The 20,314-nt window shown below is 57.9% G+C and carries 23 protein-coding genes and 1 riboswitch; of the genes, 10 read left to right on the top strand and 13 right to left on the bottom strand.

Annotated features, from left to right (window positions below):
* Window positions 1–17 precede the first annotated feature (17 nt).
* A complete protein-coding gene (locus J0F90_RS14250; protein WP_004927690.1) occupies window positions 18–251 on the bottom strand; it encodes a YobH family protein in 234 nt (77 codons plus the stop codon).
* 203 nt (window positions 252–454) lie between these two features.
* Here J0F90_RS14250 and mgrB point away from each other — a divergent pair, with 203 nt between their 5' ends.
* Window positions 455–571, top strand: coding sequence for a PhoP/PhoQ regulatory lipoprotein MgrB (gene mgrB / locus J0F90_RS14245; protein WP_019452853.1), 117 nt, complete (start codon window positions 455–457; stop codon window positions 569–571).
* Window positions 572–652: 81 nt separating this feature from the next.
* On the top strand, window positions 653–928 hold the full coding sequence (locus tag J0F90_RS14240) for a YebO family protein (RefSeq protein WP_033640075.1): 276 nt from the start codon (window positions 653–655) through the stop codon (window positions 926–928).
* A gap of 39 nt (window positions 929–967) precedes the next feature.
* Here J0F90_RS14240 and fos read toward each other — a convergent pair whose 3' ends face one another.
* A complete protein-coding gene (gene fos / locus J0F90_RS14235; protein WP_015378164.1) occupies window positions 968–1,375 on the bottom strand; it encodes a fosfomycin resistance glutathione transferase in 408 nt (135 codons plus the stop codon).
* Between the two features lie 170 nt (window positions 1,376–1,545).
* On the opposite strand from fos, the gene J0F90_RS14230 reads away from it, so the two are divergent.
* The 3 genes from J0F90_RS14230 (at window position 1,546) to J0F90_RS14220 (ending at window position 3,696) form a co-directional block, all read left to right on the top strand.
* Entirely contained in the window at window positions 1,546–1,848 is a 303-nt protein-coding gene (locus J0F90_RS14230; RefSeq protein WP_016927397.1) for a phage protein NinX family protein, read from the top strand.
* 74 nt (window positions 1,849–1,922) lie between these two features.
* Window positions 1,923–2,159: a DUF4060 family protein gene (locus J0F90_RS14225; protein ID WP_004927680.1), complete on the top strand. Its 237-nt coding sequence runs from the start codon at window positions 1,923–1,925 to the stop codon at window positions 2,157–2,159.
* Between the two features lie 175 nt (window positions 2,160–2,334).
* On the top strand, window positions 2,335–3,696 hold the full coding sequence (locus J0F90_RS14220) for an amino acid permease (RefSeq protein WP_016927398.1): 1,362 nt from the start codon (window positions 2,335–2,337) through the stop codon (window positions 3,694–3,696).
* A 46-nt stretch (window positions 3,697–3,742) separates the two neighbouring features.
* Here the strand turns inward: J0F90_RS14220 and J0F90_RS14215 are convergent, their stop codons facing one another.
* A complete protein-coding gene (locus tag J0F90_RS14215) occupies window positions 3,743–4,033 on the bottom strand; it encodes a hypothetical protein (protein ID WP_033640076.1) in 291 nt (96 codons plus the stop codon).
* A 220-nt stretch (window positions 4,034–4,253) separates the two neighbouring features.
* On the opposite strand from J0F90_RS14215, the gene J0F90_RS14210 reads away from it, so the two are divergent.
* The 3 genes from J0F90_RS14210 to cspE all read left to right on the top strand — a co-directional run bounded on the left by J0F90_RS14210 (window position 4,254) and on the right by cspE (window position 6,338).
* On the top strand, window positions 4,254–5,288 hold the full coding sequence (locus J0F90_RS14210; RefSeq protein ID WP_016927400.1) for an MBL fold metallo-hydrolase: 1,035 nt from the start codon (window positions 4,254–4,256) through the stop codon (window positions 5,286–5,288).
* 682 nt (window positions 5,289–5,970) lie between these two features.
* On the top strand, window positions 5,971–6,087 hold the full coding sequence (locus tag J0F90_RS14205) for a DUF2627 domain-containing protein (protein ID WP_002211058.1): 117 nt from the start codon (window positions 5,971–5,973) through the stop codon (window positions 6,085–6,087).
* Window positions 6,088–6,128: 41 nt separating this feature from the next.
* A complete protein-coding gene (cspE, locus tag J0F90_RS14200; RefSeq protein WP_002221949.1) occupies window positions 6,129–6,338 on the top strand; it encodes a transcription antiterminator/RNA stability regulator CspE in 210 nt (69 codons plus the stop codon).
* A 52-nt stretch (window positions 6,339–6,390) separates the two neighbouring features.
* Here the strand turns inward: cspE and pgeF are convergent, their stop codons facing one another.
* Window positions 6,391–7,107, bottom strand: coding sequence for a peptidoglycan editing factor PgeF (pgeF, locus tag J0F90_RS14195; RefSeq protein ID WP_033640077.1), 717 nt, complete (start codon window positions 7,105–7,107; stop codon window positions 6,391–6,393).
* Window positions 7,108–7,268: 161 nt separating this feature from the next.
* Between pgeF and rlmA the strand changes: the two genes are divergently transcribed.
* Window positions 7,269–8,087 carry a 23S rRNA (guanine(745)-N(1))-methyltransferase gene (gene rlmA, locus J0F90_RS14190; RefSeq protein ID WP_033640078.1) on the top strand — a complete coding sequence of 273 codons (819 nt, stop codon included), beginning with the start codon at window positions 7,269–7,271 and terminating at the stop codon, window positions 8,085–8,087.
* A gap of 62 nt (window positions 8,088–8,149) precedes the next feature.
* On the opposite strand, the gene mntP is transcribed toward rlmA, so the two are convergent.
* The 5 genes from mntP to manX form a co-directional block, all read right to left on the bottom strand.
* Window positions 8,150–8,719: a manganese efflux pump MntP gene (mntP, locus tag J0F90_RS14185; protein ID WP_025159822.1), complete on the bottom strand. Its 570-nt coding sequence runs from the start codon at window positions 8,717–8,719 to the stop codon at window positions 8,150–8,152.
* Between the two features lie 11 nt (window positions 8,720–8,730).
* Window positions 8,731–8,913, bottom strand: a riboswitch (yybP-ykoY riboswitch).
* Between the two features lie 218 nt (window positions 8,914–9,131).
* Window positions 9,132–9,590, bottom strand: a complete 459-nt coding sequence (locus tag J0F90_RS14180; protein ID WP_016927403.1) for a DUF986 family protein — start codon at window positions 9,588–9,590, stop codon at window positions 9,132–9,134.
* A gap of 54 nt (window positions 9,591–9,644) precedes the next feature.
* Window positions 9,645–10,487: a PTS mannose transporter subunit IID gene (locus tag J0F90_RS14175; protein WP_015378157.1), complete on the bottom strand. Its 843-nt coding sequence runs from the start codon at window positions 10,485–10,487 to the stop codon at window positions 9,645–9,647.
* A gap of 15 nt (window positions 10,488–10,502) precedes the next feature.
* The gene (locus J0F90_RS14170) at window positions 10,503–11,303 is read right to left on the bottom strand and encodes a PTS mannose/fructose/sorbose transporter subunit IIC (RefSeq protein WP_015378156.1); all 801 of its coding nucleotides are present in this window, start codon (window positions 11,301–11,303) and stop codon (window positions 10,503–10,505) included.
* A 56-nt stretch (window positions 11,304–11,359) separates the two neighbouring features.
* Complete coding sequence (manX, locus tag J0F90_RS14165) at window positions 11,360–12,319, bottom strand: PTS mannose transporter subunit IIAB (protein WP_004927601.1); 960 nt, start codon at window positions 12,317–12,319, stop codon at window positions 11,360–11,362.
* A gap of 562 nt (window positions 12,320–12,881) precedes the next feature.
* On the opposite strand from manX, the gene J0F90_RS14160 reads away from it, so the two are divergent.
* On the top strand, window positions 12,882–14,426 hold the full coding sequence (locus J0F90_RS14160; protein ID WP_033640079.1) for a TerC family protein: 1,545 nt from the start codon (window positions 12,882–12,884) through the stop codon (window positions 14,424–14,426).
* 16 nt (window positions 14,427–14,442) lie between these two features.
* Here the strand turns inward: J0F90_RS14160 and J0F90_RS14155 are convergent, their stop codons facing one another.
* The 4 genes from J0F90_RS14155 to pabB all read right to left on the bottom strand — a co-directional run bounded on the left by J0F90_RS14155 (window position 14,443) and on the right by pabB (window position 20,057).
* Complete coding sequence (locus J0F90_RS14155; RefSeq protein ID WP_033640080.1) at window positions 14,443–16,029, bottom strand: EAL domain-containing protein; 1,587 nt, start codon at window positions 16,027–16,029, stop codon at window positions 14,443–14,445.
* Window positions 16,030–16,297: 268 nt separating this feature from the next.
* On the bottom strand, window positions 16,298–17,662 hold the full coding sequence (gene sdaA / locus J0F90_RS14150) for an L-serine ammonia-lyase (RefSeq protein WP_004927589.1): 1,365 nt from the start codon (window positions 17,660–17,662) through the stop codon (window positions 16,298–16,300).
* 446 nt (window positions 17,663–18,108) lie between these two features.
* Window positions 18,109–18,687 carry a CoA pyrophosphatase gene (locus tag J0F90_RS14145; RefSeq protein WP_033640081.1) on the bottom strand — a complete coding sequence of 193 codons (579 nt, stop codon included), beginning with the start codon at window positions 18,685–18,687 and terminating at the stop codon, window positions 18,109–18,111.
* A complete protein-coding gene (pabB, locus tag J0F90_RS14140) occupies window positions 18,684–20,057 on the bottom strand; it encodes an aminodeoxychorismate synthase component 1 (RefSeq protein ID WP_033641398.1) in 1,374 nt (457 codons plus the stop codon). The genes J0F90_RS14145 and pabB overlap by 4 nt, the downstream gene beginning before the upstream one ends.
* Window positions 20,058–20,314: the final 257 nt, after the last annotated feature.

Here is a 20,314-nt window from a genome sequence, read left to right as displayed (position 1 = left end):
GCGTCGGGCGGTGGCGGTTAATCCACCACCGTTTCGATTTTCTTGAACAGCGGGCAGTCGGCTACGCCGATGAAACCGTTGTCGCCATTCACGTACTGGGCGATCGCCACGTTGCGCGCCGTCAGGTATTTGCACTGCAATCCCAACCCGCCAACGTTTTTGTTGCTGCCGATCAGCACGCCGTAGCCCGAGATCAAAAAGCCGCCGTAAATGACCGCCAACACCAATACCCACTTAATCAATTTGCTCATCGTATTTCCTCGTTATCCCTGAGGGTTCATCTAGCCACGGCGCCTATGCGAGGGCAAGGGTAACAGTCTGAAAACCGGGCGATAGCCAGAAATCTAAACGGAAAGTTAAACTTCGTTTAACTTCGCTGTGATAACATGCGCGATAGATTACCAAGATAACAATGAGGCTGCTAAATTTGTTGCGAAAAAAAATCCTCGTGATAATGACGGCCGTCGCTGCCTGCCTGTTTTTCTACCTACTGGCGCTGGACAGCTATTGCGACGATGGTGGAAATTTTGCGTTGGGCATCTGTTCGGTGACCCGCTTCGTGCCCTGGTAAGCAATTTTTGGCAGGGATGTTCGCACGGCCGCCGCGAGTGTTAAGATGGCGGCCTGAATTTCGCAGTAGATAGGGTTGTCCATGTACGATTTAGGTTTTGGCCAGAACGGCCTGTTGTCGCTGGCCCTCGCCGCCGTGGCGTTGCTGGCCGGGCTGTGGGTCTGGTTCCTGGTGAACCGCGCCAGCGTGCGCGCCAACGAGCAGATTCGCCTGCTGCAGGAGATTGCCGAGCAACAACGCCAGCAAACTGCGCTGTTGAAGCGTATGGCGCACCGCGCCGGCGCAGACGGCGCCGCTGCTGCTGACGACGATCTCAACCCCGCGCTGGATTTCAAAGGTTTCATCCCCGAACGTTGAGCATGATGCCCCGGCCGACGGCTGCGTCGCCGGGGCGCCTCAGTAAAACACCATGCCCTGATACGGCTTTTCCCGGCATGCCGCCAGGCGGCTGGCCAAATCGCCGGCATGGATCTCCAATTGATGCCCATCGGGATCGAGAAAATAGAGTGATTCGCCTTCGCTGCGATTGCTTTTCCACTCTTCGACGCCGGCCTGGCGCAACCGCTCGCTGACCTGCTCAATGTGTTCCGGCGCAACGCTGAAGGCGTAATGGGTGTAATCGCGTTCGCGTTGTTGCATGCGCGTTTCATCCAGCGACAGGCATAGCCACAACGGCCCTAACGAAAGATAGGCGCCGCCTTGCCAGCGGGCGTGCGGGATAAATCCCAACAGATGACGATAAAAATCGAAGCTGCGATCGAGATTGCTGACGGCGAGCGTCAGATGGTTAAGGCCGGTCAACATACATGCGTTCTCTGGGCGCTGAACAGGGCGAAAAGTTTACGCAGGCGCTAAGGAAAGATAAAGGGGACAAAGCATTAGTAGAGATAATGTGAAAACCGGCGGCGCTGTCATAAAACTGTCGTACAGACATCGTAATGTAGCGCGAACCTTACGAAAGATGGATGAAGCCGATGATTAAATGGTACGAAGAAAGCGATGCCGAAGTGAACCGCAGCATTGCGCTGCTGACCGGAGAGAACCCGGACAAGTGGTATCCCTACGGTGGTGTGAAAGGTAAAGATTACTGCAAGAATCCCTCCGATGCCTGGCCGATCATTTGCGCCAACAAAATCAGTCTGAACCCCGACAACCAAAGCGACAGCCCGCAGTGGCAGGCGCGCATGAGCACTCAGGGCGGTGAATGGCAGGCGGACAGCGCCAGCCCGCTGCGCGCGGCGATGATCTGCTTCCTGATGAGCCGACAGGTTAACTGAGTCGAACAATACCGGTGATTGGTAAGAGTTTCTCCTTTTTCTAATAACAGAGCTGTCGTTGGCGGAGGCTGTTTATGAAGCGCATTATCAAAGGTGATAAAAACTTGTCTCATCTGGTGATTGCCCATGCGGCGATCGATCGTCATGCCGAAAGCTTCGGCCAGCGCCGTCAGGGCTGGCCCTCGACCTACCTGATAAAATATCAAAACGATCGCGTGGCGGTGGAAGTGGTCACGCGTAGCCAATCTTATGTCGCCACGCTGATGATCGGCGCGCGCAATCTGACCAAACTGTGCGGTATGCCTGGCTGAACGCTGCCGTTATCCGCTTTCTCGCGGTAAAAAAATCGCGCTCCGGCCTGCCGTCTCGGGGCGCTTCTCCTTGATGCTCACGGGGTTAAGTGTTAAAAAGCCGCCCGCAGATACATTTATTGATTGGTGAAATCTTGGCCGATAGCGGCAAGGGTATACGCCATATGAGGATAAGATGGGCGGTCAGCATCAGGATACTCCGCTAAAACGCGGTTTAAAAAACAGACACATACAGCTTATTGCCCTCGGGGGCGCCATCGGTACCGGTTTATTTCTCGGCATTGCGCAAACCATTAAAATGGCCGGCCCCGCCGTGCTGCTGGGCTACGCCATCGGCGGTTTTATCGCATTTTTGATCATGCGCCAGCTGGGCGAAATGGTGGTGGAGGAGCCGGTCGCCGGCTCTTTCAGTCACTTTGCCTATAAATACTGGGGCGATTTCGCCGGCTTCCTTTCCGGCTGGAACTACTGGGCAATGTTCATTCTGGTCGGCATGGCGGAATTGACCGCCGTCGGCATCTACATTCAGTACTGGTGGCCGGAGATCCCCACCTGGGCCTCCGCCGCGCTGTTTTTCGTGCTGATCAATCTGATTAACCTGGTGAACGTGCGCCTGTACGGCGAAACCGAGTTCTGGTTCGCCATCATCAAGGTGGTGGCGATTGTCGGCATGATCGTCTTCGGCGCCTGGCTGTTGGCCAGCGGTAACGGCGGGCCGCAGGCCAGCATCACCAACCTGTGGCAGCAGGGCGGCTTTATGCCGCACGGCTTCTCGGGGCTGGTGATGGCGATGGCGGTGATCATGTTCTCGTTTGGCGGCCTGGAAATGGTCGGCATCACCGCGGCGGAAGCCGCCGATCCGCGTCGCAGCATTCCCAAAGCCACCAATCAGGTGGTGTACCGCATCCTGATCTTCTATATCGGCTCGCTGACCGTGCTGCTGTCGCTCTATCCGTGGGGGCAAGTGGTGGAGGGCGGCAGCCCGTTCGTGCTGATCTTCCATGCGCTGAACAGCAATCTGGTGGCAACGGTGCTCAACGTAGTGGTATTGACCGCCGCGCTGTCGGTCTACAACAGCGGCGTTTATGCCAACAGCCGCATGCTGTTCGGGCTGGCCAGCCAGGGCAATGCGCCGAAGGCGCTGACGCGCGTGAATAAACGCGGCGTGCCGGTGCTGTCCATCGCGCTGTCGGCGTTGATTACTTCGATCGGCGTGCTGATCAACTACCTGATGCCCGGCAAGGCGTTTGAGCTGCTGATGGCGCTGGTGGTTTCAACGTTGGTGATCAACTGGGTGATGATCTGCCTGGCGCACCTGAAATTCCGCGCCGCCAAGAACCGCCAGGGCGTCATTCCCAGCTTTAAGGCGCTGTGGTATCCGTTCGGCAACTACCTGTGTCTGGCGTTCCTCGGCCTGATTCTGGTGATCATGTATTTCAGCGAAGGGATCCGCATTTCGGTGTTGCTGATGCCGGTGTGGGTTGCGGTGCTGTGGTGCGGGTTTATGCTGACGCGCCGCAAAGGCGGCAAGCGCTAATCCGTGTGCTGCGGAGGCGTATGGCGCGCCTCCGCTCCTTTTCTCGTTAGCCGCGCGGCATAAAGGCGCGGCCCTCACCGTGACCCCGCCCCAGCAGTTTCCGGCACAGCAGCAGCAGAGTGCTGATCACGTCGATGGCGACTACGCTGAGCATCAGCAGAGTCAACATGAAGAATCCAAGCAGCGAACCGCCCAGCAGCACCAACGGTGCAGGCACGCGCAGCCGGCGCAACTTCATGGCGAAATACATTTTCCAGTATTGCTTCTGCGCCAGCAGCGCGCTGCGAATACGGCGCCCCAGGCTTGAGCCTGATTTGCGGGATGTAGAACGACTCATAACTTCTCCTTTTCTGTATGCCCTACAAGTCAATCACAAAGATCTTAAGAGAGTCTTAACGGGCTCTTGGCGGCCCTGGCTGTCTCACCGGAGTGAGACAACAGCATACGGCAAAAGGTCCCGAGATGCAGCGCACGGCTGACAAAGTGCGAGCTTCATCGGGTTTGTTACACTGAAAGTCATGCCCGCGCAGGGCGCAGTGGTCGGGAGAAAAGGCAGGATGAAAAGAATCAACCGTTATTACGACGCGGCCAAGGCGCATCATACGCCGGAGGGATTTCGCAACCTGGAACCTTCGCGGCGTCAGGAGGGCGATCTTCAGCGTTGGCAAGATGAACGCAAGCGGCAGGGGCTGCCCAGACCGCCGCAGCAGGGCTACGCACAATTTACCGAACGCTGGTGGCAACCTGCCGATCTCAGCGGCAGCGACGACTGCGTTTGGTGGTTGGGGCATGCCTCGATGCTGCTGCGGTTGAGCGGGCGCTATATCCTGATCGATCCGGTGTTGTCCGAACGCGCATCGCCACTGAGCTTTTATGGCCCGAAGCGCAGAACGCCGCCGCCGCTGACGGTGGAGCAACTGCCGGCGGTGGATGCGGTGCTGATCTCCCATAACCATTATGACCACCTTGACAGGCGCACGGTGCGGCAATTGGCGCGGCGTTTCCCCCAGGCCGAGTTCATCGTGCCGCTTGGCTTGAAGCGCTGGTTCCGCCGTTATCGGCTGAAGGCGCATGAGCTGGACTGGTGGCAGAGTCTGCCGTTGGGCGAGCTGACGGTCTACGCCACGCCGGCGCGGCACTGGAGCATGCGCACGCTGTGGGATCGCAATCGCTCGCTGTGGTGCGGGTGGGTGATCCACCATCCGGCACTGCGGTTTTATTTTTCCGGCGACAGCGGTTATTCGGAACGGCTGGCGGAGATCGGTCAACGGCTGGGGCCGTTCGACGTGGCTGCGCTGCCGATTGGCGCCTATGCGCCGCGCTGGTTTATGCAGGAGCAGCATATGGATCCGCAGCAGTCGGTGGCGCTGTATCGCGAGCTGAATCAGCCGCGCGCCATTCCCATCCATTGGGGGGTATTCGAACTGGCGGATGAATCGCTGGACGAACCGCCGCAGCAGTTGAACCTGGCCCTGAGCGAGGCGGGGTTGGAGCAGCATCAATTCCTCCCGCTGAAGATTGGCGAGCGCATCGCGTTGCAGGATGCTCAGCAAGCGTTGTCTCTTCGCCCTGCGGTACAGAGGAAAGAATAAGAGCAACGGTTTGAAAGCGCGGCAGTAATTAGCAAAATTGATAAGATCGGGGGGTGATTCAAATAACCACCCGATCTTCAGGATTTAATTCAACGCCACACTTTTGCTATTCATAAGATTATTCCGGCTATTGGGGATAATGACCTTCGGATTATTTATGATGGAACCACAGGCAAGCGGGAGAGGCGTCTGGACGTTGCATGCTTATGCAACCGTTGTGCAGGACGGTAACATCATCGCCCGCCTGTGTGCTGCTCCTGCTCGCGCGGTGTGGCGGCAGGGCTGAAAGCCGATGATGAATGGGCTTTCCGGCGGTAAATGGTCGGAGGAGCGATGAATAAATTGGCCCCCGTTCATCGATATTCAGATGTTGCATATCAAATTCCATAAAGATTCAAATTTTTTAACGCTATAAGCGGCAAAAAAGCGGAAATGATGAGACGGAAAGGCGTCAATACGATGAAAGTTTTGTTAAAACTCCAGCAGAATGCGGGGTCTGGCGCAGTGATTTTGGCAAGCAGAAAATAGCCGATGCTTCAACATCTTTTGGCCTATTTAAGCAAATGTGGCGCTCGACCGTTTCAAATATGTGCGACATGTCGTTCAGTGATTAAAAATGGCTTGCCATCGCATACAGAGTATGTGATAACGCATCTGGGTAAAACGAGGTACAGTTCTGTATATGTGTGGCATTTTCAGTAAAGAAGTTCTGAGTAAAGACGTTAGCGTTGAATACCGCTTCTCTGCCGATCCTTATCTTAGTGCCTCAAGCAGTAACGACTCTAGTTTGTCTATGTAACGCCCTCGGGCGGTTTAAACAATCCAAAGGAAATACTCAAGATGGCAAAGATCAAAGGTCAAGTTAAGTGGTTCAACGAGTCTAAAGGTTTCGGTTTCATCACCCCGGCTGACGGCAGCAAAGACGTGTTCGTACACTTCTCTGCAATCCAGGGTAACGGCTTCAAAACCCTGGCTGAAGGCCAGAACGTTGAGTTCGAAATCCAAGATGGCCAGAAAGGCCCATCTGCAGTAAACGTTACTGCTATCTAATCAGCGTCAGCTGTACAAAAAGCCCGCCTTCGCGCGGGCTTTTTCGTTTCCGTCATCCGGCGGCGATGATGATGCCGGCGTACTGGTTGCGGCCTTTGATCCCCGGATGCGTCGGATCCTGCGCGCGCCGGTGGCTGTTGCGGCGATAGCTGGTGTATTTGAACCGCTGCGGCCGCTGCGGGTCGACGTCCGGCGTGCAGATGGTGCAACTGCCGGCGCGGTCAACGGCGGCGAAGCCGAGCGCCGCCAGCTTGTATTCGGCAATTGCGGCCAGATCCAGATGCCGGTAATGCGGGCTGATCAGCGTGGCGGGCAGCGGCAGGCGCTGTTTAAAACTTTCCACCAGCGCTTCATCGACTTCGTAGCAGCACGGGCCGGCGGCGGGGCCGATGGAGACGACCCAATCGGCGGTGCCGCCGTCCTGGCGAATGCGCGCTGCCATCTGTTCCAGAATACCGTCAAGCAGTCCGCGCCAGCCGGCGTGAACCGCTGCGATGGCGCCGCCGTCACGGCGGCTGAACAGCACCGGCAGGCAATCCGCCGTCAGTACGCTGAGCAGAATGCCGGGCTGGCGAGTGTAGAAACCATCGGCTTCACCGCACGCCTGCGCCGGCTGCAGCACGTCGACGATGCGGGTGCCGTGCACCTGCTTCTTTTCCGGCAATGTGGCGCTGTAGGGCAGCAGGTGCCCGGGTAGCAGCGCGAGTTTGCTGCCGAAGCCGTGCTGAATATGGGGCACCGCATCGAGCAGCGCGGAACGATCGCTCATAAGTTATGTTCACCTGCGTGAGAAAACAGACTCTCAGTGTAGCCAGCTTTTTCCCCGCTTGGCCAGGTGTTGTTGGCGGCGAAAGCGAGCGGGGATGCGCCTTGCATCAAGCCGACGCCTTCTTTAGACTAGCCGCGCCCTGTCTTTCTGGAAGCCCATTCATGTCTTATCAATGCCCTCTGTGTCATCAACCGCTGTATTTTTCATCACAACACTGGCGTTGTGACGGCAATCATCAGTTCGATCAAGCCAAAGAAGGCTACGTGAATCTGCTGCCGGTGCAGCACAAACGATCGAAGCAGCCGGGAGACAGCGCGGAAATGATGCAGGCGCGGCGAGCGTTTCTCGACGGTGGATATTATCAGCCGTTGCAAGCGCAGGTGGCCGAGTGGCTGGATTTGGCGCTGGCGGCCGATGCAGGCACGTTATTGGACATCGGCTGTGGGGAAGGGTATTACACCGCCGCCGTGGCCGCCAGGCTGGCGCAGGAGCGCACTATGGCGGTCTATGGGCTGGATGTCGCCAAGGTGGCGATCCGCTATGCCGCTAAACGTTATCCGGCGGTCTCGTTCTGCGTTGCCTCCAGTCACCGTTTGCCGTTCGCCGACGGGGCGCTGGATGCGGTCTTGCGCATTTATGCACCCTGCAAGGCGGAGGAGCTGGCGCGAGTAGTGAAGCCGGGCGGCGTGGTGCTGACGGTGTCGCCGGGCCCGCGTCATCTGTACCAGCTGAAAGAGCAGGTGTACCAGCAGGTGCAGCTGCATGCCGAACAGGATGAACAGTTCGACGGATTCGACTGCGAGCGCAAAGAGGCGCTGGCCTATACGATGACCCTACCGGGCGCGCAGGCCGCCAATCTGCTGCAGATGACGCCGTTCGCCTGGCGCGCTACGCCGGAGGTGCAACAGCGGTTGGCCGAGGGCGGCGAGTTTGTGTGCGAGACGGATTTCGTGCTGGCGTTGTACCGACGTCGCGCTTAAGGGGCGTTGAACTCAGAAACAAAAAAACCTGCCGCGGCAGGTTTTTTTGCAGTGCGGTCGCCTCAGGCCAGGTAGCCGAGGTGCTCCAGCAGGATGTTGACGCCGATACCGATCAACACCACGCCGCCGAGGATTTCGGCGCGTTTGCCCAGCAGTGGGCCGATAAAGCGGCCGATCATCATGCCCAGGGTCGCCATGATCATGGTGGCGCAGCCGATGGCCATCGCGGTGTGCACGATGTTCACCTGCAGGAAGGCCAGACCGACGCCGATCGCCATGGCGTCGAGGCTGGTGGCGATGGCGGTGGCCACCAGCAACCAGAAACCATGACGTTTGACCTTCTCTTCTTCGTCGGGCCTGTTGCGCACCCCTTCGACGATCATGCGCATGCCGAGAATAAACAGCAGCGAGAAGGCGACCCAGTGATCCCATTCCATGATGTATTGGCTGGCGAACAGGCCGATGGCCCAACCGATGAGCGGGGTGATCGCTTCGACCACGCCGAAGATCAGGCCGGTGCGGATCGCTTCGCGAAAGCGCGGTTGATGCAGACTGGCACCTTTGCCGATCGAAGCGGCGAAAGCATCCATGGACATGCCGAAAGCGAGAATAAGCGTTGCTGAAAGGTTCATGTGAAATAGCCTCGGCCGGGTGGCTCCATATACACGTAACCCACCCCCAACCAAACGACGGAGTTACGTGTCTATGGTCTCGCCAACCTTACCTGGCTGCCCGCACCACGTTTCATACGGCGAAACGAGTATGTTGATACGGGCGTTTCTGGTTTTTATTCTCCAGAAACCGGCTACTCCCCAATGACGGCGCAACCATACCATATTATTTCCGGTGCCGACAACTTTATTCTGGTGTGGTTTTTGTTCTTAATTGAGACTCGTTTTCATTAATCTGAGTTCATGGGGGAATATAATGTAGGCGCGGGTAACAATGTTGCGGAAATAATAGTCAGAAAGGAAATGGCGCTGCCGATTAATTATCCATAAGCAGCGCAAGGTTTGAGCGAAAGTAAAATGAGTTTTTCTTTATTTATTGATTATCAATGAAAAAGTGGTAAATCTTCTCCAGGTCGTCCAAGTGCGTCACCTGAACCAACAGCCGGCGCTGTTCCAGGTCGACGGCCAGAATGCCGTCCTCCGATAAATTCATGGCTTTAATGCGGTTATATTCGACAAACACATTGGCGAAGAAAAATCCGTGCGCTTTAAACACCATTTTGGGCGCGCGAATATAAGAAACATAGATAGCGAGCAGCGCCAAAGAAATAAGCAGATAGGTGGTTAATACCGCGCCGTTGTCGGTGACATTGCGGTAAATCAGAATGGCGATCAGGCCGACGAAAATCAGGCTGTCGAGGCGGTTACGGCGTTTGAGCGGCACTTTGAGCCGCGTTTTGCCTTTCAGCAGATCCATGCCGAATTCGTCATACAGCGAATACAGCAACAGCAGGGCGATAAACAGCATCAGTACGGCGTCGGTCAGTGACATCTCTTGCTCCACACATAAAAAAGCCGGGGGTTGCCCCCCGGCCGTTTCGAACGATTACAGGCCCAGCAGGCCAATCCAATAGCCAAAGATGCCAATGACGAAGAAGCCGATAATGATCCACAGCGCGTTGACTTTCTTGCGCAGCAGCCACATACAGGCGAAGGTCAGCAGCAACGGCACCAGGCCCGGCATCAGCTGATCGAGGATGGTCTGCACCGTGGTGACGTTGGTATGCCCGGTCTGGTCGGTTATCTTGGACACCACCAGCGGGATATTCACGTGCGTCCACTTGTTGACCAGCGCCCCCATGACAAACAGGCCGAGAATGGACGCTCCTTCCGTCAGTTTCTGCAGGAAGCCGCCGCCCATGTCGTTGACGATATCGACCCCTTTGCGGTAACCGTAGGCCACGCCGTAGTAGCGGGTCAGCAGGCGCACCAGGTTGAACAGCACGAAGAACAGGATCGGTCCAAGCAGGCTGCCGCTCATGGCGATACCCGCCCCAAGCGCGGCGAATACCGGCCGCACGGTGCCCCAGAAGATCGGGTCACCGACGCCCGCTAGAGGCCCCATCAAACCGACCTTGATGCCGTTGATTGCGGCGTCGTCGATCGGCGCGCCGTTGGCGCGTTGCTCTTCCATCGCCATGGTCACGCCGAGCACCGGCGCCGCCACGTAAGGGTGGGTGTTGAAGAACTCCAGGTGACGCTTGATCGCCTGTTTGCGATCGTCATTGTTTTCCGGATACAGGCGACGGATCACCGGCACCATCGAGAAACAAAAACCCAGCGCCTGCATGCGTTCGAAGTTCCATGAACCCTGGAACAGGTTCGAACGCAGGAATACGCCGCGAATATCGGCCGGCGTGAGTTTCTTTTGAGCAGTCGTATCAACCATTTCTCTCACCTATTCCTAGTCGAGTTCGTTATCGAGATCGTTCGCGTTAGCCGGGCCGGCCTGGACAACCTGAGACTTGTTGTATTTCGGGCTGAGCTGGATATACAGCACGGCCATCACCACGCCGATGACGCCGAGCGCCACCAGGTTGAAGTTGGTGAAGGCGGCGGTAACGAAACCGAGATAGAAGAACGGCATCAGGTAGCCGGCGCGCATCATGTTAATCACCATTGCGTAACCGACCACCACGATCATGCCACCGGCGATGTTCAGGCCGCTGGTGACCACTTCCGGGATCGAGTTGAGCAGGGCGTGCACCCCAGCGGTGCCCACCGAGATGGCGACGATGACCGCCGGGATGGCGATACGCATCGCCTGCAGCAGCAGGGCACCGACATGGATCCAGCTAATGGCGCGCAGGCTGCCGCGCTCCGCCGCGCTGTCCGCTGCGTGCTGGAAGGCCACGGTGAGGGTTCGCACGATGATGGTTAACACCTGGCCGGCCGCCGCCAGCGGAATGGCCAGGGCGATACCGGCGCCGACGCTTTGCCCACCGGCAATGACCAGGATGGTCGAGATGATGGACGCCAGGGCGGCATCCGGCGCGACCGCCGCGCCGATGTTCATCCAGCCGAGCGCGATCATTTCCAGCGTACCGCCGATGATGATGCCGGTTTTCATATCGCCGAGAATGAAGCCGATCAGGGTACAGGCGACCAGCGGACGGTGGAACTGGAACTCGTCGAGGACGGAACCCATCCCGGCGATACAGGCAACGATAAATATCAGCACAATCTGAAGAGTGGTGATCTCCATTGCACTTCTCCTATGACCAAAAAAGCTCTGAGTAAAATAATCAGCGGCTGGCGCCACTAATTGAGTTTGTTAATCAGGTCCATCATTTTTAGCCGGCTGTCGGACGAGACCTTACGCACCTCCAGCTCGATACCGCGATCGTTCAGTTTCTTAAACGCTTCGATATCTTTTTCATCGACGGAAACGGCGTTGTTCACCTGGGTTTTCCCCTGGCGGAACGCCATGCCGCCGATATTGACGGATTGAATATCCACGCCGCCCTCCACCAGACGCCAGACGTCGGTCGGATTGGTAAACAACAGCATCACGCGGTCGTTGGCGTATTTGGGGTTGTTCCAGACGCGGATAGCCTTCGCCACGTCCACCACGTGGGCGGTGACGCCCGGCGGGGCAACCTGAGTCAGCAGGGTTTTGCGCACATGGTCGGCGGCGACTTCATCGCTGACGACGATAATACGGCTGACGTTGGTCTCTTTGGTCCAGCGGGTAGCGACCTGGCCGTGGATTAAGCGATCATCGATGCGCGCCAGGCCGATTTTCATGTGGTCGTTCGGCCCCAACGGCGCCTGAGGGGCAGCGGCTTTGGCGACGGGCGCTGCGGGTTTTGCGGGTTCTTCCTGCGGTTTTTTCAGCGCTTTCACGCCTTCTCGGCCGGTTTCCAACGCCAGCGCCACCAGTTCATCGAAAGCGGGGTTGTCGTCCCGCGCCATGAAGGTTTCCACCAGCATCGGGATGTTGACCCCGGTGACGACCTCATAGTTTTCTTTGTCGACCGCAATGCGGCTGGCGGCGTTGAACGGGCTGCCGCCCCAGGTATCCACCAGGAACAGCACGCCGCCGCTGGTATCCAATCCACTGATTTTCTCGTTGTACTTGACGATTAACGTTTCGGCATTCTCACCGGGAACGAAGTCTATAAAGGCGACGTTGTCCTGCTCGCCCAATAGCATCTCCGCCGTTTTCAGCAGTTGTTCCGCTGCAGCCCCGTGTGTGCCGATGATAATAGCTATTGCCACTCGCTACCTCCTCGTTGAACTCCAGACGCGGTTTGTGTCGTTTCTCCGCGCCGTCTTGGCAGTCACTTCCGCGGTTCAGATACATTATGGTAGAAAAAAAGAAACGCACGCCTAACATTTCTCACGCAGTTTCAAATGCCTGTGCGTGATACTTCACGAACGCGAGATTTATTTTAGTGAGTGAAAAAATATTTTTTGTGACGCTGCTCCGCTATTGAATGCTCGGAGAAATCTTAGCTGTCGCAGACGATATGGCGTGGCGTCACCCTAAACCGCCGTTGAAAAAGCCGCTTTGTCCCCCAGAAAAATCCTGATACAGTAATTTCCTCTTTCATCACTAAGGAGTGAAGGGCCTCAGCCCTCCCTATGGACTGTCACCGAAGTAACTGTTTTTCCAGGTTTCACCCGCCACCTGCTGGCGTTGCATATGCTGTTCGGCCCTTCGGCCATCTCCCGGTAATCCCATCCCGTCACTTTGCTATTGTCGACTGCGCCCATGCAGCGGCGGCATCGTCACGTTTGAGCGGCGTGCGCTCATTCCCACTTTTCTCTGGAGTCTGATATGGAATTTTTAATGGACCCCTCTATTTGGGCGGGGTTGCTTACGCTGGTGGTGCTGGAAATCGTGTTGGGCATCGACAACCTGGTGTTCATCGCCATTTTGGCCGACAAACTGCCGCCTAAGCAGCGCGATAAGGCGCGCGTCATCGGCCTGTCGCTGGCGTTGCTGATGCGTTTGGGCCTGCTGTCGGTGATCTCCTGGATGGTAACCCTGACCACGCCGCTGTTCAGCGTCGGCGATTTCAGCTTCTCCGGCCGCGATCTTATCCTGCTGTTCGGCGGGGTATTCCTGCTGTTCAAGGCCACCATGGAGCTGCATGAACGGCTGGAAGGGCAGACGCACCAGGATGGCGCCAACCGCGGTTACGCCAAGTTCTGGGCGGTGGTGGTGCAAATCGTGATCCTGGACGCGGTGTTTTCGCTCGATGCGGTGATTACCGCCGTAGGCATGGTGAACGATCTGCCGGTGATGATGGCGGCGGTGGTGATCGCGATGGCGGTGATGCTGCTGGCGTCCAAACCGTTGACCAACTTCGTCAACGCGCACCCGACCATTGTGGTGCTGTGCCTGAGCTTCCTGTTGATGATCGGTCTGAGCCTGATCGCCGAAGGCTTCGGCTTGCATATTCCTAAAGGCTATCTGTACGCCGCGATCGGCTTCTCGATCCTGATTGAATTGTTCAATCAGATCGCGCGTCGCAACTTCATCAAGCATCAGGCGCGTCGCCCGATGCGCGAGCGCACCGCGGAAGCGATCATGCGCCTGATGGGGCAGCAGCGCGCGCAGCAGGCGGACGATGAGGTCGCCTTGCCGCGGGATGAAACCTTTGCGGCGGAAGAGCGTTATATGATCAGCGGCGTGCTGACGCTGGCCTCGCGCTCATTGCGCAGCGTGATGACGCCGCGCACGGATATCTCCTGGGTCGACTGCGAGCGCTCCCGTGAGGAGGTGCGCGCACAGTTGCTGGATACGCCGCACAGCCTGTTCCCGGTGTGTCGCGACTCGGTGGATGAGATCGTCGGCGTGGTACGCGCCAAGGATCTGCTGGTGGCGCTGGAGCAAGGGGAAGATATCGCCGAGTTTGCCGCGCGCACGCCGCCGATCGTGGTGCCGGAAACCATGGATGTCATCAAGCTGCTGGCGGTGCTGCGCCGCGCCAAAGGGCGCCTGGTGGTGGTCACCAACGAGTTCGGCGTGGTGCAGGGGCTGGTGACGCCACTGGACGTGCTGGAAGCGATCGCCGGCGAGTTTCCGGACGAAGATGAAACGCCGGACATCGTGGCGGAAGGCGACGGCTGGCTGGTCAAGGGCGGGACCGACCTGCACTCGCTGGAACAGGCGCTGGCCTGTGACGACCTGGTCAGCCCAACCGCAGACTACGCCACTCTGGCGGGGCTGCTGTTAGCCTACTACGGCCAGATGCCGGTGGTGGGGGACACCATTGAACTGAACCACCTGCGCTTCGATATTGTCGAGGTCTCCGACTATCGCATCGAGTTGGTGCGTGTCACCCGCGCCGTCTTCGACGAACCGGCGCATTCGTAACCCACCCGCCGGAGACTCAGGCCTCCGGCGGATGCTCTTCCGCTTTCCTCACGCGCGATTCGTACTGCTGCAACCACAGCGGGAAAACGTGGATCGGCATCGGCTTGGCGAAATAATACCCCTGCAGGGCATTGACCTCGCGTGAGCGCAGATAGTCGGCCTGTTCCGCCGTTTCTACCCCCTCAGCCACCAGCTTCAGTTTCAGCCGCTGCGCCAGCGTAATGATGGTATCGGTCACCGTGGCGTTGACCGCGTCGGTGCCGATGGCCGCGGTAAACCCGCGGTCGATCTTTAACACGTCCGGGCTAAGGTTCTTCAGGTAGCTCAGCGAGCTGTGGCCGGTGCCGAAATCGTCGATGGCCAGCATGATCCCCATGTCTTTCAGCGTCCGGATCTGGTCATGCTGGATCGCCGACAGCGCGGTGCGCTCGGTCAGCTCCAGCATCAGTGACGGCATCGGATGCGCCGGCAGCCAAATCCGGCGGATATCGTCGATGATGTTGAGCGTTTTAAAGTGTTCGGCGGCGACGTTGATGCTGATGTAGAACGACGGTCGCGGCGGGAACAGCTGCAGATTTTCCGTTACGGTGTTCATCAGATAACGGGTCAGCGGAATGATCAGCTCATGCTGCTCGGCCAGCGGAATAAACACGTCGGGGGAGATCCACCCTTGACGCTTCTTTTTCCAGCGCAGCAGCATTTCGACGCCGGCGCAGCGCCCGGTGTCGCTATGAATGATGGGCTGGCAATAGACGCGGAACTCGCGATGGGTGATGGCATGGCCGATGTGATAAGACAGGCTCATGCGGTTAGCGGTGAGCAGATAGACCACATAGGCGGCCAACAGGCTGATCAGCAGCGCCAGCGGGATATGGCGCGGCAGTGCGGAAAGCGCCAGCATGCCGATCTGCGGGCCGAACAGCGAAATCGAGAACGGGTATAGCGCAGAGCCGGCGGTGTAGCGCAGATCGTTGGTCAGGGTGTCGCGGCTCAGGATTTCGCGTCGGCCGTATTCCAGGCTGCTGTCAGCCACGTTCAGCACCACGCGCTGAACGTAAGGCTCCTGCGGCTCGAGTAAAAAGTTGGACAGCAGCTCGATATTAAACACGTGCAGCACGCCACTGGTTTTATCGCGGGAGGATGGCGTCCACATCACCAGCGTGGGCAGGCCTTTGCTCACCGCCAGCGAGGGGCGCAGCGCCAGCCTGGCGTTGCTGTTGACGAAGGTCGGCATGACCGCGGCCAGCTGATAATGACGGGAACCAAACAGGCTGGAGCAGTAAATAATGCCGTTTTTTACCAGCAACATGGCGCGTAGCGCCTGATTCTGCGCGGCGCGAAAGCGCAGGGTCGACGAAACGTTCTCGCAGGGCTGGTCCAGCATGTCCATGCTGCGCTCTGCCTGCAGCTGAGCCGGTGTCAGCAGCTGGTTGAGCTTGCCGACGGTGCGGGTGGCCAATGTCTGTTGGCTCAGCTCGATACTTTTGACCTCTTGATAATAACGGGTATACAGCGATACCAACAGAATAGCCGCGCCCACCGCTCCGGCCAGCAGCCAACGGTAATAACGATATCGGGACGCGGCGAGGTGGGTCATCAACATCCGGTAAATCCTTGTTCGGTAATCCAGCCCCGAGTCACGGTCAGGTCATAGATCCTTAAGTTGCGCTCGGCTAATTCTAGCCTGAGGTTATACAAGATTGATGGTAACTCAGTAAATTATTTCGATTTGGCAAAACAGAAGGTCAATTTGCAGGCTAACCGCCGGATCGATGAGAGAAATGCAGGATTTTTTCTGGTGACATTGTCACAAAAAGCGGCCAATGAATTGATTACCCATAAAAAACCCCGCCGGATGGCGGGGTTGTCTGTCAGTCGCATTGCACCTTGATTGCCAGGCCGCCGCGTGACGTTTCGCGGTACTTGGCGTTCATGTCTTTGCCGGTTTCGTACATGGTCTCGATCACCTTATCCAGCGAAACACGCGGCTCGCTGGTGCGGCGCAGGGCCATGCGGGCGGCGTTGATCGCCTTGACCGAGGCGATGGCGTTGCGCTCGATGCACGGCACCTGCACCTGGCCGGCGACCGGGTCACAGGTCAGACCCAGGTTGTGTTCCATGCCGATTTCCGCCGCCACACAGACCTGCTCAGGGCTGCCGCCCAGCAGTTCGGCCAGACCGGCCGCCGCCATGGAGCAGGCAACGCCGACTTCACCCTGGCAACCGACTTCGGCGCCGGAAATGGAGGCGTTCATCTTGTACAACGCGCCGATGGCACCCGCCGCCATAAAGTAGCGGATGTAGATATCCGGGCTGACGGACTCGATGAAGTGATCGTAGTAAGCCAGCACCGCAGGCACGATGCCGCAGGCGCCGTTGGTTGGCGCAGTGACCACGCGGCCGCCGGCGGCGTTTTCTTCGTTAACCGCCAGCGCGAACATATTGACCCAGTCGATCACGTTCATCGGATCGCTGGACAGTTTGTCCGACGCCACCAGCATGCGGCGCAGCGCGGAGGCACGGCGCGGTACGCGCAGCGGCCCCGGCAGTACGCCTTCGGTATTCAGACCGCGATCGATACAGGCGCGCATGGTTTGCCACACGTTGCCGAAGTAGGTCTCGATCTCTTGCTTGCTGTGCAGCGCCAGTTCGTTCTGCATCACCATGCCGGACAGCGACAGGCCGGTCTCGCGGCAGTGGTCGAGCATTTCGCGCGCGGAGTTGAACGGATATGGCATTTGCAGTTCTTGCTCGGCGGCCTTGCCGAAATTCTCCTCGTCGACGATGAAACCGCCGCCGATAGAGTAATAGGTCTTGCTGTACACTTCTTTATCGCCGGCGAAGGCGTGGATCTGCATGCCGTTTTCGTGCAGCGGCAGGTTGTCGCTGCGGAAGACCATGCCGCCGTCGCGAGGGAAATCGACTTCATGCAGGCCGTTGGCCAGCATCAGGCGTTGACGTTGTTCTACATCGCGAATAAAACCCGGAATGCTATCGATATCGACGGTGTCCGGCATGTTGCCGGCCAGGCCGAGAATGATGGCGATATCGGTATGGTGACCTTTGCCGGTCAATGAGAGTGAGCCGTAAACGTCTACGGCAACACGCGTGATAGAAGGCATCAGGCCTTTATTTACCAGATCGTCGACAAACTGTTTGCCGGCTTTCATCGGTCCAACCGTATGAGAGCTGGACGGGCCGATGCCGATCTTAAACATGTCGAAAACGCTAATCACGCTAAAACTCCTTAAAGAGACGTATTGTTATGGCTGCGGCGGTCAAAAACCGCGCAGGGAACAGCGATATTGTAAAAGGGCCGTGCGGGTTCGGCTGCCTTTTTCGCATGAAATTAAATAATCCGTGGTGTCGCTTTTTTTACTGATTACCCGGGGCGAACCCTTGTGCGGGGTATCCGCTTTCGCCCAAGCTCCATTAGCGGTAATCGCGCCAGCTTTCCGTGCTGAACGCCGCCGGCTTAATCCCTGTTTCTACAGTGGTTTATCTCGGACGGTGGTATTTTACAGGTATTTCGTAAGGTTTAAGAGAGGGTTTACAGTTTTTTTAAAACCATTCAAACGGAACGGTAGTTGAAAAAGCGATCAAATGAAGTGATAGCGATCGCTTTACCCGCCGAGGAGGCAGGCAACCGTGCCAGATTGCGAGTCAGATCACGTAATGCGGGCTAAATACTGACCTGTTGCGCCAGGCGCCGAATGATGGCGGCGGTCAGCCCCCAGATAAACTGGCTGTGATACCAGGAGAGGTAGATGCGGTGGGTATGGCCGGCGCGATGAATATCCAGCGGATAGTAACGCGACAGGGTCAGCGCTTCCCGCAGGGGCATCTCGAACACGTCCGCCACTTCGCCTTCATTGGCGTGGAACTGCACGTCCGGCGGGATGAGGCCGACGATAGGGGTAACCTGAAATCCGGTGCTGCTGTCGAGCGGCGCCATTTGGCCGAGGACAGTCACCGCTTGCGGCGGTATCGCCACTTCTTCCTGCGCTTCTCGCAGCGCCGTGACGATCGCCGATCCGTCTTCGGCGTCGGTTTTTCCGCCGGGGAAGGCCACTTGACCGGCATGTTTGCGCAGCGAGTCGGCACGACGGGTCAACAGCAGCGTCGGCTCGGCGCGGCAGACGATCGGGATCAGCACCGCCGCCGGGCGCACATTGTGCGAAATCTGCGTCGCCTGCGGCAACTGCAGTTGAAAGCGGCTGATAAAGGCGTGCAGTGAGGCCGGTGAGTTCGATGGGATCACGACAGGGCATACTCCCCTAGCTGCGGCAAAATGCGGCCAACCTTGTCGAAGGTCTCCTGGTATTCCGCCTGCTCCTGGCTGTCCGCCACGATGCCGCCGCCGGCGGAGCAGTGGATGCGACCGTTTTCGGTGACGAGCGTGCGAATGGTGATATTGGTGTCCATGGTGCCGCAGGCGCTCAGGTAACCGATGCTGCCGCAATAGGCGTTGCGGCGCTGCGGCTCCAGCTCTTCGATGATTTCCATCGCTCGCACCTTGGGCGCGCCGGTGATCGAACCGCCGGGAAAGCAGGCGCGCAGCAGTTCGGCCGCCGAGGTATGGTTTGGCAGGGTCGCGGTGATGGTGCTCACCAGGTGATGCACCGCGGGGAACGGCTCCACGGCGAACAGTTCCGGCACCCGTACGCTGCCTGGTTGGGCGACGCGGCCGATATCGTTGCGCAGCAGATCGACGATCATCAGATTTTCAGCGCGATCCTTGGGTGAATCGGCCAAACGGCGAGCCTGCGCGGCGTCCTGTTCCGCGTCCGCCAACCGCGGCAGCGTGCCCTTGATCGGGCGGGTTTGGATGCGTTGCTGCTCCAGCCACAGGAAGCGCTCGGGAGAGACGCTCAGTACGCTGTTGTGCGGCAAGCGCAGGAAGGCCGAGAATGGCGCGCGGTTGCAGGCGCTCAGGCGGCGGAACGCCTGCCATTCATCCCCCAGATAGTCGGCGGAGAACCGTTGTGCCAGATTAATTTGGTAACAGTCGCCGCTGCGCAGGTAGTGCTGAATACGTTGGAACTTCTCGCCGTATTGCCGCCGGCTCATATTGGCGCGCCAGTCGCTCAGCAGCGTGAAAGGGCGTTCTGTAGGCGCAGTTTGGCTATTGAGCCAGCGCCAGCGCTGTTCGACATCGCCATAGCTGAGCAGCGTCAGGGTTTGCAATTGGTGGTCGGCGATCACTGCCCAGTCATAAATGCCGACTGCCATATCCGGCAAGGCGAGGTCGGCTTCGGCCAACTGCGGCAGGGTTTCCACCCGGCGCCCGAGATCGTAGCCGAACAGCCCCAGAGCTCCGCCCTGAAACGGCAGGTCCGGATTAAACGCCGGCTGCCAGCCTTGCGCCGCCAGTTGCTGCTGCAGCAGGGAGAACGGATCTTCCTGCGACTGAATGGTGACGCTGTCACTTTCAATTGTCGTGCCGGCACCGTGGGTGGTGAGTGTAACGCGCGGTTGTGCGACCAGGATATCGAAACGGTTATGCGAATGGTCGGCGAAGCCCGAATGCAGCAGCATCGCCCAAGGTTGCGATGAAAGCGGGGCGAAAAGCGTCATCAGGGCACGGCGGCTGTAGGGCAAAGATTTTATGTTTGGGGCGGTTACGCTCATGAACGTCAATAAACCTGGCTGTGAGGACGGCGATATCTGGCGGCTAGTGTGCCATAGACGGTCACGTCATGCATGTTTTGCCATGCGCGACATGCAGCACAGTTCACATAAACGGCAGTTCAATAAACCTGAAATAAGGCATTTTTTGCGCCATTGATTATACTTCGATATGTTAAAAATTTAACATCAAATGCACTGGAAGCCTATTTATCGAGGGCGCAATACCCGAGAAATATAAAAAAAGATTCGTTAATTTC

Origin of the sequence: Serratia marcescens subsp. marcescens ATCC 13880 (genome assembly GCF_017299535.1) — a bacterium.
GTDB lineage: Bacteria > Pseudomonadota > Gammaproteobacteria > Enterobacterales > Enterobacteriaceae > Serratia > Serratia marcescens.
Note: the sequence above shows the minus strand (reverse complement) of the source record. Positions and strands in the feature narration are given on the sequence as shown.